Below are 23,948 nucleotides of genomic sequence, written 5' to 3' on the forward strand. Positions count from 1 at the left end.
TGATGAATTCCATTCCGTCCCTGCTCCGAACCGTTTGTGGTCCGGGAAGGAATTACGGCACACTGATGTTGTGAAAAACATGCCGTCGATCGATCCTGGTAGCGAGCGCAGCACCCGCGCCCGCGTGGCCAGGCTGATCCTTGAGCATGGTCCCGTCGCGGCCGCCGCGCTGGGCGAGCGGCTCGGGCTGACGTCCGCCGCCGTCCGCCGCCATCTCGACGCGCTGCTGGCTGACGGGATGATAGAGCCTCGCACGGTGCGCCCGCGCGGTCAGCGCGGACGCGGGCGGCCCGCCAAGCTGTTCGCGATCACCGATGCGGGCCGCAGTGCCTTCGAGCACGCCTATGACGACCTGGCCGGGAGCGCGCTGCGGTTCCTGGCCGAGCGCATGGGGCGAGAAGCGGTGTCCGACTTCGCCCGCGAGCAGGTCTCCAGCCTGTCGCGGCGGCTGGAGCCGGTCATGCGGACGGTGCCCGCGGACCAGCGCGTGCAGGTGCTGGCGCAGGCGCTGTCGGCGGAGGGGTATGCCGCCTCGGCCAGCAAGGCCAAGTCGGGCGGCGACCAGCTCTGCCAGCACCACTGCCCGGTGGCCCACGCGGCTGCGGAGTTCCCGCAGCTCTGCGAGGCCGAGACGGAGGCGTTCGCGCAACTGCTCGGCACCCCGGTGCAGCGCCTGGCCACGATCGCCCACGGCGACGGGGTCTGCACGACACATGTGAGCCCGCAGAGTTTGGGCGAATCCGCACATAGAGACAAGAGCAAGGAGACCGGAAGGTGACTGTCACCGACCGCCCGGAGCTGGAAGGCCTGGGAAATTACAAGTTCGGCTGGGCCGACCCGGACGCCGCGGGTGCGGCGGCCCAGCGAGGCCTGTCCGAGGAGGTCGTCCGCAACATCTCCGCGCTCAAGAACGAGCCGGAGTGGATGCTCGACCTTCGCCTGAAGGGCCTCCGCCTGTTCGACCGCAAGCCGCTGCCCACCTGGGGCTCCGACCTCACCGGCATCGACTTCGACAACATCAAATACTTCGTGCGCTCCACCGAGAAGCAGGCCGCTTCCTGGGACGAGCTGCCCGCGGACATCAAGAGCACCTACGACAAGCTCGGCATCCCGGAGGCGGAGAAGCAGCGCCTCATCGCCGGCGTCGCGGCCCAGTACGAGTCCGAGGTCGTCTACCACAAGATCCGTGAGGACCTCGAGGAGAAGGGTGTCATCTTCGTCGACACCGACACGGGCCTGAAGGAGCACGAGGAGATCTTCAAGGAATACTTCGGCTCCGTCATCCCGGTCGGCGACAACAAGTTCGCCGCGCTCAACACTTCCGTGTGGTCCGGTGGCTCGTTCATCTACGTGCCGCCGAACGTCGAGGTCGAGATCCCGCTGCAGGCCTACTTCCGGATCAACACCGAGAACATGGGCCAGTTCGAGCGGACCCTGATCATCGTGGACGAGAACAGCTACGTCCATTACGTCGAGGGCTGCACCGCGCCGATCTACTCCAGCGACTCGCTGCACAGCGCCGTCGTCGAGATCATCGTGAAGAAGAACGCCCGCTGCCGCTACACGACCATCCAAAACTGGTCCAACAATGTCTACAACCTGGTCACCAAGCGCGCCGTGGCCTACGAGGGCGCGACCATGGAGTGGATCGACGGCAACATCGGTTCCAAGGTCACGATGAAATACCCGGCCGTCTACCTGATGGGCCCGCACGCCAAGGGCGAGACGCTGAGCGTCGCGTTCGCGGGCGAGGGCCAGCACCAGGACGCCGGCTCCAAGATGGTGCACCTGGCCCCGCACACCAGCTCCAGCGTCATCTCCAAGTCGGTGGCGCGCGGCGGCGGTCGCACCTCCTACCGCGGTCTCGTGCAGATCGAGGAGGGCGCCCACGGCAGCGCCAGCACCGTCAAGTGCGACGCCCTGCTGGTCGACCAGGTCAGCCGCTCCGACACCTACCCCTACGTCGACGTCCGCGAGGACGACGTCAAGATGGGGCACGAGGCCACGGTCTCCAAGGTCAGCGAGGACCAGCTCTTCTACCTCATGAGCCGCGGGCTCGACGAGGACGAGGCGATGGCGATGATCGTGCGCGGCTTCGTGGAGCCGATCGCGCGCGAGCTGCCCATGGAATACGCCCTTGAGCTCAACCGGCTGATCGAGCTGCAGATGGAAGGAGCCGTCGGCTGATGGGCCTGAACGAGAAGCCCCTCTCGACCCTGCACGAGAAGGCCTCCTTCGACCTGGGCGACTTCGAGGTCCCGACCGGGCGCGAGGAGGCGTGGCGGTTCACGCCGCTCTCGCGCCTGAAGGGCCTGCACAACGGCAAGGCCGAGCCGGCGGGCAGCGTCCGGCTCGATGTCGACGCGGCCCCCGAGGTCACCGTCGAGACGGTGGGCCGCGACGACGCCCGCCTCGGCAAGGCGTTCGTGCCGACCGACCGGGTGAGCGCCCAGGCGTGGCAGAGCTTCGAGAAGGCCACCGTCGTGACGGTGCCGCGCGAGGCCGTCACGTCCAAGCCGACCGTCCTGACGCTGACCGGTTCCGGCGCGGGTGCCGCCTACGGGCACATCGTGGTCAAGGTGGAGCCGCTGGCCGAGGCCGTGCTCGTGCTCGACCACCGGGGCAGCGCGGTCTACGCCGACAACATCGAGTTCGTGGTCGGCGAGGGCGCCACGCTCCGGGTCGTGAGCCTGCAGGACTGGGAGGACGACGCCGTCCACGTCTCGCACCACCACGCCGAGCTCGCCAAGGACGCGACGTTCCGCAGCTTCGTGGTGACGCTCGGCGGCGACCTCGTACGCCTGTCGCCCAACGTCTCCTACACCGCCCCCGGCGGCGACGCCGACATGTCGGGCGTCTACTTCGTGGACGCCGGGCAGCACCTGGAGCACCGCCTGCTGGTCGACCACTCGCAGCCCAACTGCAAGAGCAACGTCGACTACCGCGGCGCCCTGCAGGGCGAGGAGGCGCACGCCGTCTGGATCGGCGACGTGATCATCAGGGTCGAGGCCGAGGGCACCGACACCTACGAGCTCAACCGCAACCTCATCCTCACCGACGGCGCCCGCGCCGACTCGGTGCCCAACCTGGAGATCCTCACCGGCGAGGTCGCGGGCGCGGGGCACGCCTCCGCCTCGGGCCGCCTCGACGACGAGCACATCTTCTACCTCCAGGCCCGCGGCATCCCCTACGACGAGGCCCGCCGCCTGGTCATCAGGGGCTTCCTCGGCCAGCTCATCGAGAAGATCCAGATCGAGGAGATCCGCGAGCGCGTGCTGAGCGCGGTGGAGGCTGAACTCGCACGATGACCAGGACAGAACTCGACGCGGTGAGCGCGGCGGCCCGCGTGGCGATTGAGGAGTGGTGAGCGACTCATGACCTACGAGAAAGTGTGCCGTCTCGCCGACATCCCCGACGGTGGAGCGCTCGGGGTGGAGATCGGCGAGACGCCCGTGGCCCTCGTCCGCAAGGGCGACGAGGTGTTCGCGCTGCACGACGTGTGCTCCCACGCCGAGGTGAAGCTGAGCGAGGGCGAGGTCTACGACGGCACCCTGGAGTGCTGGCTGCACGGCTCGTGCTTCGACATCCGCTCCGGCAAGCCCACCGGACCGCCCGCGACCAGGCCCGTGAACGTCTACACAGTCAAGATCGACGGCGACGACGTCCTCGTCTCGCTCTCGAAGGAGTCGTAAGCAATCATGTCCACTCTAGAGATCCGTGACCTGCACGTCGCCGTCGAGGACAAGGAAATCCTGCGCGGCGTCGACCTGACCGTGCGGTCCGGCCAGACCCACGCCATCATGGGCCCGAACGGCTCGGGCAAGTCGACCCTCGCCTACGCCGTCGCCGGCCACCCCAAATACACGATCACCGGCGGCCAGGTGCTGCTCGACGGCGTGGACCTGCTGGAGCTGTCCGTGGACGAGCGGGCCCGCGCGGGCCTGTTCCTGGCCATGCAGTATCCGGTCGAGGTCCCCGGCGTGTCGGTCTCGAACTTCCTGCGCTCGGCCGTCACGTCCGTCCGCGGCGAGGCGCCCAAGCTGCGCGAGTTCGCCAAGGACCTCAAGAACGGCATGGACGCGCTGTCCATCGACTCCGCCTTCGCCCAGCGCAACCTCAACGAGGGGTTCTCCGGCGGCGAGAAGAAGCGTCACGAGATCCTCCAGCTCGAATTGCTCAAGCCGAAGATCGCGGTGCTCGACGAGACCGACTCCGGCCTCGACGTCGACGCGCTGCGCGTGGTGTCGGAGGGCATCAACCGCTTCCGCGCCTCCGGCGAGACCGGCGTGCTGCTGATCACGCACTACACCCGCATCCTGCGCTACGTGAAGCCCGACTTCGTGCATGTCTTCGCGGGCGGGCGGATCGTCGAGGAGGGCGGGCCCGAATTGGCCGAGAAGCTCGAGGCCGAGGGCTACGAGCAGTACACGAAGGCGACTGCATGACTTCCTCCAGCTTGGACGTGGAGAAGATCAGGAAGGATTTCCCGGTCTTCTCTCGCGAGCTGCCCGACGGGCGTCCGCTCGTCTATCTCGACTCGGGCAACTCCTCGCAGAAGCCCAGCCAGGTCATCGAGACCATGCGCGAGCACCTGGCGCTGCACTACAGCAACGTCGGACGGGCCATGCACGTGCTCGGCGCCGAATCGACCGAGGCCTACGAGAGCGCCCGTGACAGGATCGCGACCTTCGTCGGGGCGCCGTCGCGCGACGAGATCGTCTTCACGAAGAACGCCTCCGAGGCGCTCAACCTGGTCGCCTACTCCTTCGGCAACCCAGCCAACACTGACCCGCGCTTCACCCTCGGGCCCGGCGACGAGATCGTCATCTCCGAGATGGAGCACCACTCCAACCTGGTCCCCTGGCAGCTGCTCGCGCAGCGCACGGGCGCGACGCTGAAGTGGTACGGCGTCACCGAGGAGGGCCGGCTCGACCTCGACCCGGCGATGATCACCGAGCGGACGAAGATCGTCTCGATCGCCCACCAGTCCAACGTGCTCGGCACCGTCAACCCGGTCACCGAGGTGGCCGCCCTGGCCCACCGGGTGGGCGCGCTGATCATGCTCGACGCGTCCCAGTCGGTGCCGCACCACCCGGTCAACGTGGCCGAGCTGGGCGCCGATTTCGTGGCCTTCACCGGTCACAAGATGCTCGGCCCGTCCGGCATCGGCGTCCTGTGGGGCAGGGCCGAGCTGCTGGAGGCCATGCCTCCCTTCCTGGGCGGCGGCGAGATGATCGAGGCGGTCTGGATGGACCACTCGACGTACGCGCCGGTGCCGCACAAGTTCGAGGCGGGCACGCCGCCCATCGTCGAGGCCATCGGGCTCGGCGCGGCCGTCGACTACCTCAACGACGTCGGCATGGAGGTCATCGAGGCGCACGAGCGCACGCTGACGGCCTACGCGCTGGAGGCCCTGCGCGAGGTGCCCACCCTGCGGATCATCGGCCCGGACTCCCTGGAGGGGCGCGGGGGCACGCTGTCGTTCACGCTGGAGGGCATACATCCGCACGACGTGGGGCAGATCCTGGACGACCAGTTCGGCGTCGCCGTACGCGTCGGGCACCACTGCGCGCGCCCGCTGCACCTGCGTTTCGGAATACCGGCGACAACCCGGGCGTCGTTCTATCTGTACAACACCACGGGCGAGATCGATGCCCTGGTGCGCGGTCTCCACCACGTTCAGAAGGTGTTCGCATAGCCATGATCGGCGAGTCGATGTACCAGGAGCTGATCCTGGAGCACTACAAGCACCCGCAGGGGCGGGGGCTGCGCGAGCCGTACGACGCCGAGGTCCACCACGTGAACCCGACGTGCGGCGACGAGATCACGCTCAGGGTCAAGGTGGACGACGCCGGCAAGGTTCTCGACGTCTCCTACGAAGGCCAGGGCTGTTCGATCAGCCAGGCCGCCGCCTCGGTGCTGCACGAGCTGACCACCGGCTCGACGGTCGAGCAGACGCTCTCCGTGGTGGACGAGTTCACCCGGCTCATGCAGGGCAGGGGCCAGGTGGCGGCCGACGAGGAGGTGCTCGGCGACGCGGTCGCGTTCGCGGGCGTGGCCAAGTTCCCGGCGCGCGTGAAATGCGCGTTGCTTTCTTGGATGGCCTACAAGGACGCTGTTGTGAGGAGTGCAGTCCGATGAGCAAGCCAGTGGAGACCCCGACCGCGGGCTTCGACGGTGAGACGAGCGTCGAGGAGGTCATGGAGGCGCTCAAGGACGTCGTCGACCCCGAGCTCGGCATCAACGTCGTGGACCTCGGCCTGATCTACGGGCTCAACCTCGACCCGGCCGACGGCGCCCAGCCCGTGGCCACCATCGACATGACGCTGACCAGCGCGGCCTGCCCGCTGACCGATGTCATCGAGGACCAGGCGCACTCCGCGCTCGACGGCATGGTGTCCGATGTCAAGATCAACTGGGTGTGGCTGCCGCCGTGGGGCCCGGACAAGATCACCGACGAGGGCCGTGACCAGCTCCGTATGCTAGGATTCAACGTCTGATCTTTTCCGCTGTACGGCTGGCGTAAGACGTCGGCCGTTTCAGCGTGCCAGCGAGGGTCTCGGAAGGTCCGGACCTGTCCGGGGAATATCCGATAACATCCCCGAGTTGGCAGTTGATGCACCTGACGTCTCATCGCGCGTCACGCGCCGCCTGCGGCCGGTGCCCGGTGCATCCCCCTCATTTTTTGATCCCGCCCCGACGGCGGGTGCCCCTGCACGTGTACGGCGCGCGCCGTACGTTCCGGCTCGTCCTTTCGCAGAAGTGACGCGCCACTTCGACGGAAAGGCACGACTTTCGTGACCATGCTTGACGCTGTCCTGCCCTCGCTCAGCGAGGTCTCCCCCGAACCGGGCCCCTCCGAGTTCGAGCTGCTGGGCCTGCCCAAGCCGCTCGTCAACGGACTGGCCAGGCAGGGCATCGACAGCCCCTTCCCGATCCAGAGCGCGACCATCCCCGACGTGCTGGCCGGCGGCGACGTGCTCGGCCGCGGCCAGACCGGCTCCGGCAAGACCCTCGCCTTCGGCCTGCCCACGCTGGCCCGCCTCGCGGGCGTGAAGCCCGCCCCGGGACGGCCCCGCGCGATGATTCTCGTGCCCACCCGCGAGCTCGCGCTCCAGGTGCACGACGCGCTGGAGCCGCTGGGCCGCGGCCTGGGGCTGCGTATGAAGGTCGTCGTCGGCGGCATGTCCATGGGCAAGCAGATCGAGGCCCTGCGGCGTGGTGTCGACCTCGTCATCGCCACCCCCGGCCGCCTCGGCGACCTCATCAGGCAGGGCGAGTGCTCGCTGGCCGAGGTCGAGATCAGCGTCCTGGACGAGGCCGACCACATGTGCGACCTCGGCTTCTTCCCCGTCGTCACCGACCTGCTCGCGCAGACCCCGGCCGACGGGCAGCGGCTGCTGTTCTCCGCCACGCTCGACGGCGACGTGGACAAGCTGGTGCAGCGCTTCCTCAAGGACCCGATCACGCACTCCGTGGCCCCGGCGACCTCGCCGGTCGACACCATGGAGCACCACGTGATGCAGGTCTCGCGCGACGACAAGTTCGACGTCGCGGCCGAGATCGCCAACCGCGAGGGCCGTACGATCATCTTCGTGCGCACCCAGCACGGCGTGGACCGGCTGTGCAAGCAACTGGCCAGGGTCGGCGTGAAGTCGGGCGGCCTGCACGGCGGCAAGCGCCAGAACCAGCGCACCCGCATCCTCGCGGAGTTCCGCGAGGGCGCGATCAACGTGCTGGTCTGCACCGACGTCGCGGCCCGCGGCATCCACGTGGACAACATCAGCCTGGTGCTGCACGTGGACCCGCCCCAGGACCACAAGAGCTACCTGCACCGGGGCGGGCGTACGGCCCGCGCCGGGGAGAAGGGCACCGTCGTCACGCTGGTGCTGCCCAACGAGCGCCGCTCGACCGACGCGCTCACCCGGCGCGCCGGGATCCACCCGTTCCGGCTGAAGGCCACCCCCGGTCACCCGCGGGTCGCCGAGGTGACGGGGGCCCGCATGCCGAGCGGCGAGGCCATCCCCGTCTGGGAGCCGGACGTCCGCAAGCCGCTGCGGCCGCGCCGCGACGGCGGGTCCTCCGAGCGCCGCGGTGGTCGCCGCGGGCGCCGCGACTTCGACGGCGAGCGGCGTCCGCGCCGTCACGAGGGCGGTGAGCGGCCGTTCGGGTCGGGCTCCGGGTCCGGGTCCGGTTCCGGTTCCGGTTCCGGTGAGGAGCGGCGGCCGCGTCGCGAGTTCGACGGCGAGCGCCGTCCCCGGCGGCACGAGGACGGGGAGCACGGGTTCGGGGCGCGGCGGCACGCCGAGGGCGAGCGGCCGTTCGGGCGCTCCGGGCAGGAGCCGCGCCCGGTCGGCGACGACCGCCGCCGGGACAGCCGGCCGCGCGGCGGTTACCGCTCCGACGAGCGGCCGTACCGGCAGGACGACCAGCGGGGCGGTTACCGCTCCGACGAGCGCCCCTACCGGCAGGACGACCGGCGCGGCGGCCGTTTCGCCGGCGACCGTGGCCGCCCGTTCTCGGGTGACCGCGACCGCCCCAACGACCGCGGCTACCGCTCCGACGACCGCGCGCCCCGCGATGGCTACCGTTCCGGCGGCGGCCGTACGGACGACCGCGGCACCGGCGGCTACCGCCGCAACTCCTCGGGCCGCCGCTTCGAGCGCTGACACCGGCCCTCCCCGGCCGCTTCGGCTCAACTGACTGCCCGCCGCGCCTCGTCCGGGACGAGGCGCGGCGGGCAGTCGCGTTCGCGTACGGCCGCACAGTCCGTCGTAGCGGGCTCTCGTGCCCTGCCGTCGTGGTGGCGCGGCCGCGCGGAGCCGGCGCCCGACGGGTGGCCGATCATCACCGCCGGCATGCCGAGCCGCTCGACCACCGGCACCCGGGGATCGCCGGCCCGCTTGGCGATGTCGGCGATCGTCGGCCTCATCACCACCCCGTGCTCCTCTCCGCCCGCGGCGTTCCGCTGAACCGTATCAGCGCCGCCCGCCGCGCCAACGCCGCCGGGCGATCATGTGGCCGGGACACCCGCCGCGCGGCGGGGTGATCGGAGGATTCCGGCTCCAGCTCGCGCCCCGCCGCCCGCGCCGCCCGTCCCGCGATCTTCTTCTCCCATGCCGTGTTCGCCGTCCCCAGGACCCGCCACCGTGCCGCCGTTCTGCGCTGTTGTCCCGAGCTGTGAATCGCCGCCGTCTCGCGTGGCGGACGCGGGGTGGGGTCATCCTCTCGCGCAGACTAGGCTTGACACCGCACGTCAGCCAACCTGCGAGAGAGACCATGAAGACCTTCGAAGAGCTGTTCGCCGAGCTGTCAGAGAAGGCCCGGACCCGGCCCGCCGGCTCGGGCACCGTGGCCGCGCTCGACGCCGGTGTCCATGCCATCGGCAAGAAGGTCGTCGAAGAGGCCGCCGAGTCCTGGATGGCGGCCGAGCACGAGTCGGACGACAGGGCAGCCGAGGAGATCTCCCAGCTCCTCTACCACGTGCAGGTGCTCATGATCGCCAAGGGCATCGGGCTCGAGCAGGTCTACAAGCATCTCTAGGGCGCCGAGCGCCCCACCAGCCATGCCCCCCTGGAGAAGCACCAGCGAGAATCTAAGGACCTGACATGCTGCGTCTGGCAGTACCGAACAAGGGCGCGCTCAGCGAAGCCGCCCAGAGCATGCTCAAAGAAGCCGGCTATCGGCCCCGCAGGGACAGCAAGGAGCTGGTCGTCGTCGACCAGGAGAGCGGCTGCGAGCTGTTCTTCCTGCGCCCCCGCGACATCGCCGTCTACGTCGGGGAGGGCACGCTCGACGCCGGCATCACCGGCAGGGACATGCTGGTCGACTCCGGCGCCCCGGTCGAGGAGATCATGTCGCTCGGGTTCGGCGCCTCCACCTTCCGCCTGGCCGCCAAGGCCGGCACGATGTCCTCGGTCAAGGACCTCAGCGGGCTGCGCGTCGCCACCTCCTACACCGGCCTGCTCGAGAAATACCTGTCCGAGCAGGGCGTGGACGCCCGCGTGATCAAGCTGGACGGTGCCGTCGAGACCGCCATCAGGCTCGGCGTGGCCGACGCCGTCGCCGACGTCGTGGAGACCGGCACCACGCTGCGCAATGTCGGCCTGGACGTGTTCGGCGACCCGATCATGAAGTCGGAGGGCGTGCTGATCAAGCGGCAGAGCGCGCCCGACACCCCCGGCATCGAGCAGCTCGTCCGCCGCTTCCAGGGCGTCGTGCACGCCCGCGACTTCGTCATGATGGACTACGACATCCGCGTCGAGCGGATCGACGAGGCCATCGGGATCACGCCCGGCATGGAGGGCCCCACGGTCTCGCCGCTGCACCGCGAGGGCTGGGTGGCCGTGCGCGTCATGGTCCGGCGCAAGGGCCACCAGCACGTGATGGACCAGCTCTGGGAGATCGGCGCAAGAGCCATTCTGGTCACCGACATCTACGCCTGCCGCCTGTGAGATCTGCCCGCCAGGCCACCGGGCGCGCGGGCATACCGGCACCTTATGTGATGAATCGGTCGCCTGCCGGTGAGGCCAGGCGGATGCGGAACATGCTGGAGCAGGGAACCGGCGCTGGGCCGCGGGGGTCTCCCGCCGCCCGCGCCGGGAACGGCCGGTTGGCCGGCGACGCGATCCCGGACTCAGGAGAGCGCTCGCGGCCAGCCAACGCCACCTCCGACGGACATAGGCGCGCGCGGGTGGTGATCAGCGGCCGCTACGGCTCGGCCCAGTTCATGCCAGGGCCTTCATCGCGCTGATCGCCGCGTCCACCTGCTCGGGAGTGGTCACGATGCTCGTCCCGAACCGCAACAGCGACGGACTGTACGGCGTCACGCTCGCCTTCACCTTGTGCTCGTGCAGCCGCTGGACCGCCTCCAACGGCGACAGGCCGGTCACCGAGCAGCACACCAGCCCGGCCGACAGCTCCGGCGCCGTCGGGGTGGCCAGGGTGACCCGCGGGATCTCCGCCAGCCCCGCCTTGAGCCGGGTGGCCAGCTCCTGCGTACGCTGCTGGACGCGGTCCTTGCCGATCGCCATCATGAACCCGAACGCCTGGGTCATCGCCCACCGGTGCTCAAAAGCCTTGTAGCCACCGGGCGTCACCAGTGCGGCCGTGCTGGTGCCCGGCGTCCCGCCGTCCAGCCAGGCATTGAACGAGGCGTCGCTGAAGCTGGGCACGATCGGGGCGAGGGCGTCCCAGGCGCGGCCCCACACGATGCCGGTGCCGCGCGGCCCGAACAGCCACTTGTGCGTGCCGCTGGCCAGGAAGTCGCAGCCGAGGTCCGTCATCCCGTCGGCCAGCGCGCCGAACCCGTGCACCCCGTCCACGCACAGCAGCGCCCTGTCGTGCTCGTCGCGGCCACGGTTGGCCTCGGCCAGCACGTCGGCGATGGCGCGGACCGGCACGCGTACGCCGGTGCTGGAGTGCACCCAGGTGACGGCCACGACCCGGGTGCGCGGGCCGAGCCCCTTTCTGATCGCTTCGGCCATCTGGTCGGCCGTGGCCCGGGCCGGGTCGTCGTACAGCCTGACCCGGCGCACCTTCGCCCCCGTGCGCCCGGCCAGCAGCCGCAGCCCCTCGTGGGTGGCCAGGAAGTCGTGCTCGGTGGTCAGCACGTCCTGGCCGGGGCGCAGCCTGATGCCGGAGTAGAGCAGGCCCAGGCCCATCGTGGTGCTGTCGGTCAGCGCGATGTCGCCCGACCGGCCGCCCAGGTAGCGGGCGGCCGCTTCGAGCACCGGCTGGTCGGGGGTCCGGCCGCTGGGCGGGGTGTACTCGGGGTCGGCGTCGAGGGCGTCACGGTGCAGTCTGATCGCCTCGCGGACCGGCGCGGGTGCGGGGGCCAGGACGAAGGCCGCGAACTGCCCGTACGCGGGATCCAGCGTGAACTGGGCGCGTACCGACGCCCAGTCCCCCGGGACGAAGGCGGCGCCCGCGGGCGACGGCGAGGGTGCCGGGCCGGCGGGCGCGGGAGCCGAGGAGGTGCAGGCCGCCACCCCGGCCAGCATCCCGGCACCGAGCAGGGATCTTCTGTCCAGATGCATGCCTTCTTCCTACCCCGGGCGCCGCGCCCCGTCAGCTCCTGATCGCGGCCACCTGCCTGATCAGGTCGGAGACGCGGACGATGCCCAGGCAGCGGTTCATCTCGTCGGTCACCACCAGGTCGTCGTAGACACGGGCCGAGTCCCGGCTGGCCGCCTGCATCGCCGCCACGGCCGGGGTGGTGCGCGGCACCGTGCGCGGCGGGTCGGCCAGCCGCTGCGCCGGCTTCGAGCCGTGCAGCGCGTGACCGTAGCGGGCCGCGAACGACAGCAGGAACCGGCTGCGGTCCAGGCTGCCCTTCGGCCGCTGGTACTCGTCCACCAGGATCACGCTGGTGATCGTGGGCTCGTGGCCGAACGCCTCGACCACCTCCTCCGCCTTCGCCTCCTCCGGCAGGGTCACGGCGGGGATCAGCAGCTCCTGGACGCGGGGGCCGAGCATCGCCACGGCCGGTGACTCGTCGGCGATGGGGAGCGGCACGCGTACCTTTCCGTCGGGGCCGGGGGCCAGCAGGGGGCCGTGCGCCAGGCGTACGCCGAGGCCGCGGGCCACGGCGACCTGCGGCTCGCGTTCGACGCCGGGGGCGAGCACGTGGGCGCCGATGCCGCGGGCCAGCGTCACCACCGCCCGGGCCACCGCCGCGGCCCGGTAGTCGCCGGGGATGCGGGTGACCAGTTCGGGGTCGAGGGCCAGCAGGTACGGGCTCGCGCCGGAGGCCAGGTCCGCGGACACGCCCCGGGTGCCCACGTCGGCGAAACCGATGAGGTAGCCGATCGTGCGCAGGCTGTCGAGCCCCACTCTCAACAACGGCCTGTCTTGTTCTTGGCACGGTCCAGTCAGGAGCAGGATCGCCTCGCGCGGATGCCGTCCGGCCCTTCTGAGGGCTTCATGGAGCGGGGCGAGGGCGCCCGCGCCGGAGAGCACGACCCCGATGGGGAGCTCCAGCACCATGGGCAGGCGGCCTGCCCGGAGCGTGCCGGCGGAGTCCACGACGGCCGGCTGGGCGATGACGGCCCCGGTGTCGAGATCCACCATGGGGCTCGTGAGCAGGGAGGACACATATAGATGTTTCCGGGTGCCACGGGCGTGGCAGAAGTGGCTTGAAGGGAAGTTCACCCACATTTCGTTTTATTTGGCGATGTTGTGGCGTACAGGGCTTTCGCCAGACCGCTCCCCAACCCGACGGGACTGCTCGCCCCTCCGAGGGGCGAGCGCACGTCCTCCCGGGCTGGTTTAGCCTTCGGTGCATGAGTGCGCGTCCGGCCAGAGGCGGCGGTCGGTGGGTCACGGTGCCGCCGGAGCGCGTGCATCCCTGGATCGACGGGTTCGCCGTGCGTCACGGTCCCTTCACCGCGACCGGGGACGCCCACGTGGTGCGGCTGCTCGCCGCCGACGGGGCGACGGCCGAGTTGCACGTGCCCTTCCCGCCCATGGCGCCACCCGGGCCGCCGCACGTCACCCGGCTGGTCGCCCACGCCGGGGCGGAGCGGCGGGTGGGAGTGTTCCTGGTGCGGCTCGGGGGTTACGCGGCGGGCGTCTTCCACGGGGACTCGCTGGTGGCCTCCAAGGTGGGGTCGCGGCTGGTGCAGGGACGTACGGCGGCGGGCGGGTGGTCGCAGCAGCGCTTCGCCAGGCGGCGGCGCAACCAGGCGGCGCAGGCGTACGACGACGCGGTGCAGACGGCGGTGCGGGTGCTGACGCCGTACCTGGGGGAGCTGGACGGGGTGGTGCTCGGCGGGGACCGCCGGGCCGTGGACGGGCTGCGGGCGGATCGGCGGCTGGCACCCCTGCTCGCGCTGGAGAGAGAGCCGTTCCTGGTGGTGCCCGATCCGCGGCTGGCGGTGCTCCGCGACACCCCGGCCACCTTCCGCGCGATCCGCGTCCGCGTCCTGGACCCACCCTCCGCACCCGCTTCGTGACGCGGCCCGCTCGTGACACCACCCCACCCTGTGCTCCCGGTGCGAGCTCGTGAGGGGCCCAGGTCATCGGCGGGGAGGTGGTGTCAGTTGAAGGCGTGCTTGTGGTCGGTGAGGAATGCCGTCAGGGGGCGGGGTGGGCGGCCCGTGAGGTCCTCGACCGTGGTCGTGGTGGTCGCCCAGCGGCCGTCGCCCGTCGCGGCCATCAGTTCGGCCAGATCGCCGGCGTGCGGTTGGGGGATGCCCTGGCGTTCCAGGTGCGCGGTCATCTCCGGCACGGGCAGGTCGACGTAGCGGATCTCGCGGCCGAGAACCGCGGTGAGGGCTTCGGCGATCTGGTCGTGGGACAACGACTCGGGGCCGGTCAGGACGTGGTCGCCGGACGGGCCGACGGGGCGGGTCAGCAGGGCGGCCGCGACCTCCGCGACGTCCCTGGTGTCGATGTAGTTGACGGGCTCGGCACCGTACGAGCCGTAGAAGTGGCCGTCGCGGACGTCGCGCGGCAGGTTCTGCATGAAACCGGTCGGCTGCAGGATCGACCAGGGCACGCCCGACTTCCGGAGATGGGCGTCGACCTCGCCGTGCATGCCGCCGCCCAGCTTCGCACCCGGCCTGGCGTCCCGTACCGACACCGCCACCACCTGCGCCACCCCCGCCCGGGCGGCCAGGTCCGTCACCGCTTGGTGGGCCCGTACGAAGCCGGGCCAGAGCGAGCTGTTGAGGAAGAGACGGTCGCCCGGCGACAGCAGCCGGCCGACCGTCTCGGGATCGTCGAGGTCGCCCAGCGCGTAGTCGCAGCCCAGGTCGTCCGCGGGTCGCCGGACCACGGCGAGCACGTCGTGGCCGCGCAGCCGTTCGACGAGCGCCCGTCCGATGGAGCCGGTGGCGCCGGTGATCACGATCATGGTGTTTCCTCTCCAGTTAAGCGGAATATCAGATTCCGGTTTCCCGGACGCTACACTAAGCGGAATCGAATCGTCCAGTTTGGGGTGGCGCGTGCGGGCTGATGCCAAGCGGAACCTGGACAAGATCGTCAGCGCGGCGGCCGAGGTCATGGCGGAGCGCGGCGTCAGCGCGCCGATGGAGGCCATCGCCAAGCGCGCGGGAGTCGGCGTGGGCACGCTCTACCGCCGCTTCCCCGACCGCGACTCCCTGATCGCGGCCGTCGGCGACCACTACGTCCACACGATGGCCGCGGCCCTCGACGAGGCCGCGAGCAGCGGCGCCGACGCCTGGAACGCGATCTGGGACTTCGTCACCTGGGCCGCCGCGCCGGGTCGCGCCGCCCTCGCGACGGCGCTGGCCGTACTGCCCGAGGAGGCGATCGTGGACCGGGAGGAGTTCGCGCGGGCGCGGGAGGGGTGGGTGAGGCGGTTCGACGAGCTCGTACGCCGTGCGCAGGCCGAGGGCTCCATGCGGGCCGACGTCGGCGTGGCGGACCTCATCCACCTGCTCCAGGTCTTCACCTGCCACCCCGACCGGCTGCCCGAGCCGGTGGCCTCGCAGCCCGCGCGATACCTGCACCTGATGCTCGACGGCATGAAGGCCGGCGCCGCCACTCCGGCCGCGTGACCGGGCCTCGATGGTTGAGACGATTCAATAAAATCTTGGATGCCGCTATGATGGGCGAACTCGGAGTGGGCCACGTTCTGTGGCACCCTGGCCGGCAGCGGTTCACGCCCCTGTGGTGGACGCCTCCGGCGGACCACGGCGAGCAGCGGCTCAGGCACATACGGCAGCACGGCCTCGTGAGGATCGATGGCGACCAGGAACATCAAGGAGGTCGCGCAGCTTGCGCGTGTCTCCGTGGGGACGGTCAGTAATGTGCTCAATCGGCCGGAGATCGTCTCCCCCGCCACACGCGAGCGCGTCTTCGAAGCGATCAAGAAGCTGGGGTTCGTCCGCAACGAGGTGGCCCGCCACCTGCGGGTGGGGCGCAGCCGGACGGTCGGTCTCGTCGTGCTCGACGTGTCCAACCCCTTTTTTGTGGACGTGGCCCAGGGCGCCGAGTCGGTGGCCGACGACCACGAGACGATGGTGGTGCTCTGCAACAGCGCCGGTGACCCCGGGCGCGAGCGCCGCCACCTCGACCAGCTCGAACAGCAGCGCGTCATGGGCATACTGATCACCCCGGTCGAGATGGAGAGCCCCTGGCTGGAGGAGCTGGCCGCGCGGGGCACGCCCGTGGTGCTGGTCGACAGCCCGGCCACCGGGCTGCAGTGCTCGGTGGCCGTCGACGACCGGCTCGGAGGGCAGATCGCCGGCGCCCATCTGATCGAGCGGGGGCATCGGCGGATCATGTTCGTCGGGGGGCCGCCGTCGATCAGGCAGGTGGCCGACCGGCACGCGGGCATCAGCGGCGCCGTCGCCGCCGCCGAGGGTGCCGTCGAGCTGCTCACCTCCACCTCGCCCACGCTGACCGTGGCCGAGGGCCGGGCCGTCGGTGAACGCGTGGCGGCGCTGCCCGCCGGCGAGCGTCCCACGGCGGCCTTCTGCGCCAACGACATGATGGCGCTGGGATTCTTGCAGGCGATGGCGTCGCACGGGCTGCGCGTGCCGGAGGACCTGGCCATCATCGGGTACGACGACATCGACTTCGCGGCGGCGGCCGCGGTGCCGCTGTCGTCGGTCCGGCAGCCGCGGGAGCTGCTCGGGCGCACGGCCATCGACCTGCTGCTGGAGGAGGTCGCCGAGCCCGAGCAGCACCGGCACCGGCAAGTGATCTTCCAACCCGACCTGGTGGTACGCGAGTCCAGCGCCCCACACCGCCAGCCCTGACCGGCCCTCGGGCCCCGCGCCCGACCCTCGCCATCTGTGCGTAGCCACCCCATGCGTCGTCACCCCGGTGCGTCGCCGGTCGTGTGTCGCCCCCTGCCGCCCGGTCCCGTAGCCCCGCGTGCGCGTCAAGGCCGTGCTGAAGTGGCTGATGGGGGTGGGTGGGTTCGTCAACCATCTGGGGTCGCTCCGCTGGAAAAGGCGAGCGCTTGGGGTGGGGGGTTTGGTGCTGAATGAGGGGATTTGGGGTGTCGGGCGATGGAAGGTGGAAATCGAGGTGGGGTCGCGTCATTGACTTTGAGTCGATTCAACACTAATTTCGCACCAACCGCCGTTCACTAGCTTGTAACGGGGCAGGAACCACGGTGCAACACATCACCCCCATATCCGTGCACACACCACCAGAAAGTGGCGCCGGATGAACCAGCCCGCCATGTCGATCAGGATTCAAGCTGCCTGCTCAGAGCTCATCTGGGCGGTCCGCCTGAACCTCATGTGGATCCTCTTCACCCTCGCTGGGGGAGTGGTGCTCGGGCTCGGGCCGGCCACCGTTGCCGCGTACACGCTGGCTCGGCGGCATGTCCGTAATGAAACGTTTCAGGTCTGGCGCGAATTCTGGACCGTCTACCGGCGGGAGTTCGTCCGGGCGTCGTTGCTGGTTCTGCCGGGAGCGGCGGCGGCCGTCGTGCTGGTGGGCGACTACCTGTACTTCTCCGCCCTCGGTCCGGGCGTGGGGGCCTTGCGGATCGGCACCTTCGTGGCGCTGATCGCGCTGGCCGCCGTGGGGGCCTACGTCGGCCCGCTCTACGCGCACTACGACCTGCCGCTGTGGGCCTACTGGCCCAAGGCGGCCCAGCTGGCGCTTGTGCGCCCGGCCTCGACCGTGCTGTTGCTGTTGCCGCTCTCGGCCATCGTCTACGCGACCTCGGCGGCGCCCGTCCTCGCGCCGGTGATCAGCTTCGGTGCCTGGATCTACCTCAACACGTGGCTCGGCCTGCGTTTCTTCCAGGAGAACGAGGCGCGCCTGCACTCGAAAGGGGACTCATGAGCGCATCCCGTCGCCGGCGGCTCATCGCCGTGATGTTAACGATTACGGCTGCTCTCACCGCCTCGGCCTGCGCAGGCGGCGAAACGCCCGCCGCCGACTCCAACACGCTGACCGTCATGGCCAAGCTGTTCGGCACCGCGCCCGATCCCAAGGGAGAGCTGCAGCAGGCCGTCGAGAAGTTCCTCGGCAAGAAGCTCCAGATCACCTGGGTGCCCAACGCCCAGTACACCGACAAGCTCAACGTGACGCTCGCCTCGGACAAACTCCCGCAGGTCATGGGGGTGGATCCGAAGCTGCCGGCATTCGTCAGGGCGGCGCAGGCCGGAGCGTTCTGGGATTTGACCGACAAACTGGACAAGTACCCGAACCTCAAGCCGATGGACGAGCGCACCGCGCTCAACGCCTCCGTCAACGGCAAGATCTACGGCATCTACCGGATGCGGGCCGCGCTGCGCTCGGCGATCGTGATCCGCAAGGACTGGCTGGACAAGCTGGGACTGAAGCTGCCCGAGACCGTGGACGACCTGTACAACATCGCCAAGGCGTTCACCGAGAAGGACCCCGACGGCGACGGCAAGAACGACACCTACGGGCTGATCATCCCGAAGTGGCCCGGCAACTACGCCACCTCCAGCCCGTACGACACCCTTGAGACCTGGTTCGGCGCGCCCAACGGCTGGGGCATGCGGAACGGCAAGCTGGTCCCCGGGTTCGACACCCCCGAGTTCCTCGAGGCCAACAAGTTCCTCAAGAAGATGGTCGACGGGGGCATGGTCAACCCCGACTTCGCCACGCTCGACTCCGCCAACTGGAACGAACCGTTCTTCCGGGGGCAGGGCGGCATCATCATCGACGTGAACGTGCGCTCGCGTCAGGTGCTCGACCTGTTCAGGGACGCGGGTGACGAGGATTACGGCGGCAAGGTCGCCATGGTCGGCAACCTCAAGCGCTCCGACGGCCAGAAGTTCTCCCTCCCGTTCACCGGCTACCTCGACGTCCTGGCCATCTCCCGGCAGAGCGTGCCGACCGAGCAGGACCTCGACAACGTGCTGAAGACCCTGGACAAGCTGGGGTCGGTGGAGGGCCAGAACCTGGTCATGAACGGCATCGAGGGCCGCAACTACAAGGTCGTGGACGGCACCGCGTCCCTGATCAACGAGACCGATCCCATGGTCAGGACCGTCCAGGACAACGCCGACGACGCCTTCGTCCAGCTCGGGTTCAAGGGAGACACCGACATCGGCGGCATCGGGCTCCCGCGCACGCCGTCCGGCCAGCCGTACAAGGACATGATCAAGCTGCAGAACGAGCTGATGGCGGAGGACCTCAAGACGGCCGTCTTCAATCCGGCGCTGCCGGTCATCTCGCCCACGGCCGTCTCCAGGGGCGCCCAGATCGACACGATCGTCCCGGACGCCCGGATCAAGTTCCTGTCGGGAGAGATCACGGAGGAGCAGCTGAAGGGCGAGATCAAGCGCTGGTACGACAGCGGCGGCACGCAGATCACCGCCGAGGTCAACGACCTGGTCTCCAAGCTCCCCGAGTAATCCGGCTCTGAGGGGCCCGGGAGGCATCCCCGGGCCCCTCGCACGAAAGGAGGCCACTGTGGCCACCGACCTGGTGCCGCCTCCTTCCACGAAGGCGGCACCCAAGGCGCGGCGGGGAGCCGGCAAGGTGCCGCTCCGCGTCGCGCTGCCGCGTTACCGCTGGCTCTACCTCATGCTCATCCCGGGCCTCGTCTACTTCGCGCTCTTCAAGTACCTGCCGATGTACGGCGTGACGATCGCCTTCCAGGACTTCCTGCCGTTCCTCGGCTACTCGGGCAGCCCCTGGGTCGGGTTCAAGCACTTCGAGGAGCTGTTCTCCGGCCCCGACTTCGGCCGGCTGATGTTCAACACCCTGTTCCTGGCGCTGCTGCACATCCTCATCGTCTTCCCCGCGCCGATCGTCGTGGCCCTGCTGCTGAACGAGCTGCGCGTCAACATCCTCAAGCGCTCGGTCCAGTCGCTGATCTACATCCCGCACTTCCTGTCCTGGACGATCGTGGCGTCCCTGACGTATCTGCTGTTCGCGGCGGACTTCGGAGTGCTCTCCGGATGGATGCGCGACCTGCTGGGCGACACCGCCAAGATCGACTACATGGCGCAGGAGGAGTGGTTCCGGCCGCTGGTCATCCTGCAGCAACTGTGGAAGCAGACCGGCTGGGGCACGATCATCTACCTGGCCGCGCTGGCCGGCGTGGACCCGAACCTGTACGAGGCCGCGCGCATGGACGGCGCCGGCCGCTTCCGGCAGCTCTGGCACGTCACCCTGCCCGCCATCCGCCCGACGATCGTCGTCATGGCCATCCTGTCCTCCGGCAACCTGCTCGACTCGGGCTTCGAGCAGATCTGGCTGATGACCACCTCGCTGAACCGCTCGGTGGCCGACGTGTTCGACACCTACGTCTACTACACCGGCATCACCAACGGCGCGATCAGCTACTCCACCGCCATCGGCCTGTTCAAGGGCGTGGCCGGCGTCCTGCTGATCTTCGGCTCCAACTGGCTGGCCAAGCGCCTGGGCCAGCGTGGACTGTTCTAAGGAGCCATCACATGTCGACCGTCACCACCACGAAGAAGCAGAAGTCGGTCAATCTCCACGCCTCGCTCGGCAGCCGCGTCTTCGACACGCTCAACGTCGTCGTCCTCGCCGGCCTGGCGCTGATCACGGTCCTGCCGCTGCTGTACGTGCTGGCCGGCTCGTTCGCGGGTGAGGCGGAGATCTCCTCGCGGCCGTTCTTCCTGTGGCCGGAGAAGTTCGTCACCGAGTCCTACGCCTACATCTTCGACACCGACGCCTTCCTGCGCGCCATGCTGACGACCGTCGTGGTGACGGCGGTGGGCATGGTCGTGCAGGTGCTGCTGACGTTCACCATGGCCTACCCGCTGGCCAAGCGATACCTGCCGGGCCGGGTGCTGGTCCTCAACCTGGTGATCTTCACGCTGGTCTTCACGGGCGGCATGATCCCCACCTACCTGGTGGTGCGCGACCTGGGGCTGCTCGACAGCTACTGGGCGCTGATCCTGCCGCTGGCCATCAACCCGTTCTATCTGATCATCGTCAAGAGCTTCTTCCAGGAGCTGCCGCAGGCCCTGGAGGAGGCGGCGCGCATCGACGGCTGCAACGAGATGGGCGTGTTCTTCAAGATCGTGCTGCCGCTGTCCAAGCCGATCATCGCGACGTTCTCGCTGTTCTACGCCGTGGGGATCTGGAACGACTACATGTCCCCGCTGCTCTACATCAGCGACCCGGGCAAGTGGACCCTCCAGATCCTGGTACGCCAGCTCGTCAGCACCGACGCGGCCAACGCGCTGTCCCAGATGGACCGGACCTGGGTGCCGCCCGAGCAGGGGCTGAAGTTCGCGGTCGTGGTGATCGCGACGCTGCCGATCCTGCTCTTCTACCCCTTCCTGCAGAAGCACTTCTCCAAGGGCGTGCTGATCGGCGGCGTCAAGGAATGACGCGCTGACCGCGACCCCCACCTCACCGAGCGACTCGAAGGAGATCACATGACCGCACTGCGCTGGCTGGACCGACCGGGAGAGCAGGGGGTGACCTGGGGAGTCCCGTGGCCGTGCGGCACGATCGCCCGGGACACGGCGTTCGCGCTGGCCGACGCCGGCGGGCGCGAGGTGCCCGTGCAGAGCTGGGTGACCGCGACCTGGCCGGACGGTTCGGTCAAGTGGACGGCCCACGCCATGGGCGCGGGCGCCCCGGCGGAGTCGTACCGGCTCGAATCCGGGCGCGAGCCCGCCGCCGGGTCCCCGGTCACCGTCGAGCGCGCGGACGGCCTGCTGCGGGTCGGCACCGGCGTGGTGACCTGGACCATTGAGGAGCGGGGCGGCACGCTGGCCCGGTCGATCTCACGCGGGAGCCGCGAGATCGCCAGGGACGTCCGCCTGGTCAGCCTGCGCCAGAGCGAGCCCACCCCCGACGAGGGTGGCGGCGCGCCGCGTGAGCAGGCCACGGGCGTGGTCGAGCGGGTCACCGTGGAGCAGGACGGGCCCGTGCGCGCCGTGGTGCGGCTGGAGGGCCGCCACGGCGACTGGCTGCCGTTCACCGTGCGCCTGTACTTCTACGCCGGAGCCGAGGATGTGCGCATCATGCACACGTTCGTCTGGGACGGCGACGCCGAGCGCGACTTCCTGGCCGGGCTCGGCCTGCGCGCCGACGTCATCATGCGCGACGAGCCGCACGACCGGCACGTCCGGCTGGCCGGAGCCGAAGCGGGCTCGACCACCGGTTTCCTGACCGAGGCGGTACGCGGGCTGACCGGCCTGCGCCAGGACCCCGGCGAGCCCGCCCGCCGGGCGCAGATCGAGGGCAGGGCGGCCGGCGAGCTGGACCCGGAGGTCGGCAACCGGTTGCGCTACATCCCCACCTGGAACGACTACACCCTCGACCAGGGCTCCGCCGACGGCTTCACGCTGCGCAAGCGCACCGCCGAGGGCCACGCCTGGGTGAGCATCCCGGCCGGCACCCGCTCGGCCGGGTACGGCTACGTCGGCGGCGTGAGCGGCGGCCTCGGTTTCGGCCTGCGCGACTTCTGGCGCCTGCACCCCACCCGCCTGGACATCAGGAACGCGGCCACCGACCTGGCCACCGTGACCGTCTGGCTCTGGTCGCCGTCCGCGCCCGCCATGGACCTGCGCTTCTACCACGACGGCCTGGGCCAGGAGACCTACGAGCAGCAGCTCGACGCCTTGGAGATCACCTACGAGGACTACGAGCCGGGGTTCGGCGACCCGCACGGCGTGGCGCGCACGCACGAGCTGACCCTGCGCGCCCACGACGCCACGCCCCCGTCGGCCGACCTGGCCGCGCACGCGGCCGCCATGAACCGGCCGGGCCTGCTGGCCGTGACCCCCGAGCGGGTGCTGGAGGCCGGCGTGTTCGGCGTCTGGGGCCTGCCCGACCGCTCCACCCCCGCGCACGCCAAGATCGAGGACCGCCTGGACTTCCTGTTCGAGCACTACGTGCGCGAGCGCGAGCAGCGCCGCTGGTACGGGTTCTGGGACTACGGCGACGTGATGCACACCTACGACCCCGACCGCCACACCTGGCGCTACGACATCGGCGGGTACGCCTGGGACAACTCCGAGCTGTCCCCCGACCTGTGGCTGTGGCTGCAGTATCTGCGCACGGGCCGGGCGGAGGTCTTCCGCTTCGCCGAGTCGATGACCCGCCACACCGGCGAGGTCGACGTCTACCACCTGGGCAGGTGGAAGGGGCTGGGCAGCCGGCACAACGTGCAGCACTGGGGGTGCAGTTGCAAGCAGGTACGCATCTCCAACGCCGCCTACCGGCGCTTCTACTACTTCCTGACGGCCGATGAGCGCACCGGCGACCTGATGGACGAGCTGAGCACGCCCGAGGAGACGTTCCTGGTCGTCGACCCGCAGCGCAAGGTGCGCGAGGACGACTACACCCCCGACGCGTCGGCGCTGTCGATCGGGCTCGGGACCGACTGGGGGGCGCTGGCGGCGGCGTGGCTGACCCGCTGGGAACGGCACGGCGACGAGCGGGCCAAGGACCGGCTGCTGGGCACGATGGCCGGCATCGGGGCGCTGCCGCACGGCTTCCTGACCGGCTCGGCCCGGCTCGACCTGGCCACCGGGCGGTTCGACACCACCCGGGACGAGATCTCGATCTCGCACCTGTCGTCGCTGTTCGGGCTGCCGGAGATGTGCGCCGAGCTCATCGGGCTGGGGCTGGACGTGCCCGGCTTCGAGGGGGCGTGGCTGGACTACTGCCGGCTCTACCTCGCCACCCCCGAGCAGCAGGAGGCGGAGGTGGGACAGCCGCTGACCGGCATCTCGCTGGTGCAGGCGCACAGCCGGCTCACCGCGTACGCGGCCGTGCGGCTGGACGACGCCGGCCTGGCCGCCTGGGCGTGGCGGAAGTTCTACCTCGACGAGGGCGACCAGCGCAACCGCAACCCGTTGCAGCGCCGGCGGGACTGGGAGTTCACCCTGGCCGACGGGCCTGACGTGCTCTCTCCCGTGCTGGAGGCGCCGTTCGTGAGCACCAACACGGCCTCGCAGTACGCCCTGGCCGCGATCGCCAATCTGGCCCTGGTCGGCAAGCACCTGACGGAGCATTAACCAGAGGTAGGGCCCCGGCGGGGGCCC

Annotated in this window: 23 protein-coding genes; 19 read left to right on the plus strand and 4 right to left on the minus strand. The window is 70.0% G+C overall.

Annotation, left to right across the window (positions count from 1 at the left end; all coding sequences use genetic code 11):
• Window positions 1–79 precede the first annotated feature (79 nt).
• The 9 genes from ABGB18_RS18255 (at window position 80) to ABGB18_RS18295 (ending at window position 8,669) form a co-directional block, all read left to right on the plus strand.
• A complete protein-coding gene (locus tag ABGB18_RS18255) occupies window positions 80–778 on the plus strand; it encodes a metalloregulator ArsR/SmtB family transcription factor (RefSeq protein WP_347696705.1) in 699 nt (232 codons plus the stop codon).
• On the plus strand, window positions 775–2,187 hold the full coding sequence (gene sufB / locus ABGB18_RS18260) for a Fe-S cluster assembly protein SufB (RefSeq protein ID WP_347696706.1): 1,413 nt from the start codon (window positions 775–777) through the stop codon (window positions 2,185–2,187). The genes ABGB18_RS18255 and sufB overlap by 4 nt, the downstream gene beginning before the upstream one ends.
• A complete protein-coding gene (gene sufD, locus ABGB18_RS18265; RefSeq protein WP_347696707.1) occupies window positions 2,187–3,308 on the plus strand; it encodes a Fe-S cluster assembly protein SufD in 1,122 nt (373 codons plus the stop codon). The genes sufB and sufD overlap by 1 nt, the downstream gene beginning before the upstream one ends.
• A gap of 66 nt (window positions 3,309–3,374) precedes the next feature.
• Window positions 3,375–3,692, plus strand: coding sequence for a non-heme iron oxygenase ferredoxin subunit (locus ABGB18_RS18270; RefSeq protein WP_347696708.1), 318 nt, complete (start codon window positions 3,375–3,377; stop codon window positions 3,690–3,692).
• 6 nt (window positions 3,693–3,698) lie between these two features.
• Complete coding sequence (gene sufC / locus ABGB18_RS18275; protein WP_347696709.1) at window positions 3,699–4,445, plus strand: Fe-S cluster assembly ATPase SufC; 747 nt, start codon at window positions 3,699–3,701, stop codon at window positions 4,443–4,445.
• On the plus strand, window positions 4,442–5,698 hold the full coding sequence (locus ABGB18_RS18280) for a cysteine desulfurase (RefSeq protein ID WP_347696710.1): 1,257 nt from the start codon (window positions 4,442–4,444) through the stop codon (window positions 5,696–5,698). The genes sufC and ABGB18_RS18280 overlap by 4 nt, the downstream gene beginning before the upstream one ends.
• 2 nt (window positions 5,699–5,700) lie before the next feature.
• On the plus strand, window positions 5,701–6,141 hold the full coding sequence (sufU, locus tag ABGB18_RS18285) for a Fe-S cluster assembly sulfur transfer protein SufU (protein ID WP_347696711.1): 441 nt from the start codon (window positions 5,701–5,703) through the stop codon (window positions 6,139–6,141).
• Window positions 6,138–6,500, plus strand: a complete 363-nt coding sequence (locus ABGB18_RS18290; protein WP_347696712.1) for a metal-sulfur cluster assembly factor — start codon at window positions 6,138–6,140, stop codon at window positions 6,498–6,500. Before sufU ends, ABGB18_RS18290 begins: the two co-directional genes overlap by 4 nt.
• Before the next feature lie 303 nt (window positions 6,501–6,803).
• Window positions 6,804–8,669, plus strand: a complete 1,866-nt coding sequence (locus ABGB18_RS18295) for a DEAD/DEAH box helicase (RefSeq protein ID WP_347696713.1) — start codon at window positions 6,804–6,806, stop codon at window positions 8,667–8,669.
• 26 nt (window positions 8,670–8,695) lie between these two features.
• Here ABGB18_RS18295 and ABGB18_RS18300 read toward each other — a convergent pair whose 3' ends face one another.
• Window positions 8,696–8,932, minus strand: coding sequence for a hypothetical protein (locus ABGB18_RS18300; RefSeq protein ID WP_347696714.1), 237 nt, complete (start codon window positions 8,930–8,932; stop codon window positions 8,696–8,698).
• Window positions 8,933–9,279: 347 nt separating this feature from the next.
• Between ABGB18_RS18300 and ABGB18_RS18305 the strand changes: the two genes are divergently transcribed.
• Window positions 9,280–9,543, plus strand: a complete 264-nt coding sequence (locus ABGB18_RS18305) for a phosphoribosyl-ATP diphosphatase (RefSeq protein ID WP_347696715.1) — start codon at window positions 9,280–9,282, stop codon at window positions 9,541–9,543.
• Between the two features lie 65 nt (window positions 9,544–9,608).
• A complete protein-coding gene (gene hisG, locus ABGB18_RS18310) occupies window positions 9,609–10,454 on the plus strand; it encodes an ATP phosphoribosyltransferase (protein WP_347696716.1) in 846 nt (281 codons plus the stop codon).
• Window positions 10,455–10,727: 273 nt separating this feature from the next.
• Here hisG and ABGB18_RS18315 read toward each other — a convergent pair whose 3' ends face one another.
• Both ABGB18_RS18315 and ABGB18_RS18320 read right to left on the minus strand, forming a co-directional pair.
• A complete protein-coding gene (locus ABGB18_RS18315) occupies window positions 10,728–12,038 on the minus strand; it encodes an aminotransferase class V-fold PLP-dependent enzyme (RefSeq protein WP_347696717.1) in 1,311 nt (436 codons plus the stop codon).
• Between the two features lie 31 nt (window positions 12,039–12,069).
• Window positions 12,070–13,095, minus strand: a complete 1,026-nt coding sequence (locus tag ABGB18_RS18320) for an EAL domain-containing protein (RefSeq protein WP_347696718.1) — start codon at window positions 13,093–13,095, stop codon at window positions 12,070–12,072.
• 188 nt (window positions 13,096–13,283) lie between these two features.
• Here ABGB18_RS18320 and ABGB18_RS18325 point away from each other — a divergent pair, with 188 nt between their 5' ends.
• Window positions 13,284–13,955 (plus strand): acVLRF1 family peptidyl-tRNA hydrolase, encoded by a 672-nt coding sequence (locus tag ABGB18_RS18325; RefSeq protein ID WP_347696719.1) that lies wholly within the window; start codon window positions 13,284–13,286, stop codon window positions 13,953–13,955.
• Between the two features lie 83 nt (window positions 13,956–14,038).
• Here the strand turns inward: ABGB18_RS18325 and ABGB18_RS18330 are convergent, their stop codons facing one another.
• Window positions 14,039–14,857, minus strand: coding sequence for an NAD(P)H-binding protein (locus ABGB18_RS18330; RefSeq protein ID WP_347696720.1), 819 nt, complete (start codon window positions 14,855–14,857; stop codon window positions 14,039–14,041).
• 91 nt (window positions 14,858–14,948) lie between these two features.
• Here ABGB18_RS18330 and ABGB18_RS18335 point away from each other — a divergent pair, with 91 nt between their 5' ends.
• The 7 genes from ABGB18_RS18335 (at window position 14,949) to ABGB18_RS18365 (ending at window position 23,921) form a co-directional block, all read left to right on the plus strand.
• The gene (locus tag ABGB18_RS18335) at window positions 14,949–15,524 is read left to right on the plus strand and encodes a helix-turn-helix domain-containing protein (RefSeq protein WP_347696721.1); all 576 of its coding nucleotides are present in this window, start codon (window positions 14,949–14,951) and stop codon (window positions 15,522–15,524) included.
• A 186-nt stretch (window positions 15,525–15,710) separates the two neighbouring features.
• Complete coding sequence (locus ABGB18_RS18340) at window positions 15,711–16,730, plus strand: LacI family DNA-binding transcriptional regulator (RefSeq protein WP_347696722.1); 1,020 nt, start codon at window positions 15,711–15,713, stop codon at window positions 16,728–16,730.
• 415 nt (window positions 16,731–17,145) lie between these two features.
• Window positions 17,146–17,775 (plus strand): DUF624 domain-containing protein, encoded by a 630-nt coding sequence (locus ABGB18_RS18345; RefSeq protein WP_347696723.1) that lies wholly within the window; start codon window positions 17,146–17,148, stop codon window positions 17,773–17,775.
• A gap of 32 nt (window positions 17,776–17,807) precedes the next feature.
• Window positions 17,808–19,322: an extracellular solute-binding protein gene (locus ABGB18_RS18350; protein WP_347696724.1), complete on the plus strand. Its 1,515-nt coding sequence runs from the start codon at window positions 17,808–17,810 to the stop codon at window positions 19,320–19,322.
• Between the two features lie 58 nt (window positions 19,323–19,380).
• On the plus strand, window positions 19,381–20,358 hold the full coding sequence (locus tag ABGB18_RS18355; protein ID WP_347696725.1) for an ABC transporter permease subunit: 978 nt from the start codon (window positions 19,381–19,383) through the stop codon (window positions 20,356–20,358).
• Between the two features lie 11 nt (window positions 20,359–20,369).
• Window positions 20,370–21,278 carry a carbohydrate ABC transporter permease gene (locus ABGB18_RS18360; RefSeq protein WP_347696726.1) on the plus strand — a complete coding sequence of 303 codons (909 nt, stop codon included), beginning with the start codon at window positions 20,370–20,372 and terminating at the stop codon, window positions 21,276–21,278.
• Between the two features lie 48 nt (window positions 21,279–21,326).
• Entirely contained in the window at window positions 21,327–23,921 is a 2,595-nt protein-coding gene (locus ABGB18_RS18365; protein ID WP_347696727.1) for a Tat pathway signal sequence domain protein, read from the plus strand.
• The last annotated feature ends 27 nt before the right edge of the window (window positions 23,922–23,948 follow it).

Origin of the sequence: Nonomuraea sp. B12E4 (assembly GCF_039871825.1) — a bacterium.
Lineage (GTDB): Bacteria > Actinomycetota > Actinomycetes > Streptosporangiales > Streptosporangiaceae > Nonomuraea.

What these genes read in the sequence shown, in the direction of transcription:
- ABGB18_RS18270 (WP_347696708.1), top strand. Translation starts at nt 3,375, where the DNA reads ATGACCTACGAGAAAGTGTGCCGTCTCGCCGACATCCCCGACGGTGGA.
- sufD (WP_347696707.1), top strand. Translation starts at nt 2,187, where the DNA reads ATGGGCCTGAACGAGAAGCCCCTCTCGACCCTGCACGAGAAGGCCTCC.
- hisG (WP_347696716.1), top strand. Translation starts at nt 9,609, where the DNA reads ATGCTGCGTCTGGCAGTACCGAACAAGGGCGCGCTCAGCGAAGCCGCC.
- ABGB18_RS18280 (WP_347696710.1), top strand. Translation starts at nt 4,442, where the DNA reads ATGACTTCCTCCAGCTTGGACGTGGAGAAGATCAGGAAGGATTTCCCG.
- ABGB18_RS18350 (WP_347696724.1), top strand. Translation starts at nt 17,808, where the DNA reads ATGTTAACGATTACGGCTGCTCTCACCGCCTCGGCCTGCGCAGGCGGC.
- ABGB18_RS18315 (WP_347696717.1), bottom strand. Translation starts at nt 12,038, where the DNA reads ATGCATCTGGACAGAAGATCCCTGCTCGGTGCCGGGATGCTGGCCGGG.
- ABGB18_RS18330 (WP_347696720.1), bottom strand. Translation starts at nt 14,857, where the DNA reads ATGATCGTGATCACCGGCGCCACCGGCTCCATCGGACGGGCGCTCGTC.
- ABGB18_RS18300 (WP_347696714.1), bottom strand. Translation starts at nt 8,932, where the DNA reads ATGAGGCCGACGATCGCCGACATCGCCAAGCGGGCCGGCGATCCCCGG.
- sufU (WP_347696711.1), top strand. Translation starts at nt 5,701, where the DNA reads ATGATCGGCGAGTCGATGTACCAGGAGCTGATCCTGGAGCACTACAAG.
- ABGB18_RS18325 (WP_347696719.1), top strand. Translation starts at nt 13,284, where the DNA reads ATGAGTGCGCGTCCGGCCAGAGGCGGCGGTCGGTGGGTCACGGTGCCG.
- ABGB18_RS18305 (WP_347696715.1), top strand. Translation starts at nt 9,280, where the DNA reads ATGAAGACCTTCGAAGAGCTGTTCGCCGAGCTGTCAGAGAAGGCCCGG.
- sufC (WP_347696709.1), top strand. Translation starts at nt 3,699, where the DNA reads ATGTCCACTCTAGAGATCCGTGACCTGCACGTCGCCGTCGAGGACAAG.
- ABGB18_RS18340 (WP_347696722.1), top strand. Translation starts at nt 15,711, where the DNA reads ATGGCGACCAGGAACATCAAGGAGGTCGCGCAGCTTGCGCGTGTCTCC.
- ABGB18_RS18345 (WP_347696723.1), top strand. Translation starts at nt 17,146, where the DNA reads ATGAACCAGCCCGCCATGTCGATCAGGATTCAAGCTGCCTGCTCAGAG.
- ABGB18_RS18365 (WP_347696727.1), top strand. Translation starts at nt 21,327, where the DNA reads ATGACCGCACTGCGCTGGCTGGACCGACCGGGAGAGCAGGGGGTGACC.
- ABGB18_RS18255 (WP_347696705.1), top strand. Translation starts at nt 80, where the DNA reads ATGCCGTCGATCGATCCTGGTAGCGAGCGCAGCACCCGCGCCCGCGTG.
- ABGB18_RS18290 (WP_347696712.1), top strand. Translation starts at nt 6,138, where the DNA reads ATGAGCAAGCCAGTGGAGACCCCGACCGCGGGCTTCGACGGTGAGACG.
- ABGB18_RS18360 (WP_347696726.1), top strand. Translation starts at nt 20,370, where the DNA reads ATGTCGACCGTCACCACCACGAAGAAGCAGAAGTCGGTCAATCTCCAC.
- ABGB18_RS18295 (WP_347696713.1), top strand. Translation starts at nt 6,804, where the DNA reads ATGCTTGACGCTGTCCTGCCCTCGCTCAGCGAGGTCTCCCCCGAACCG.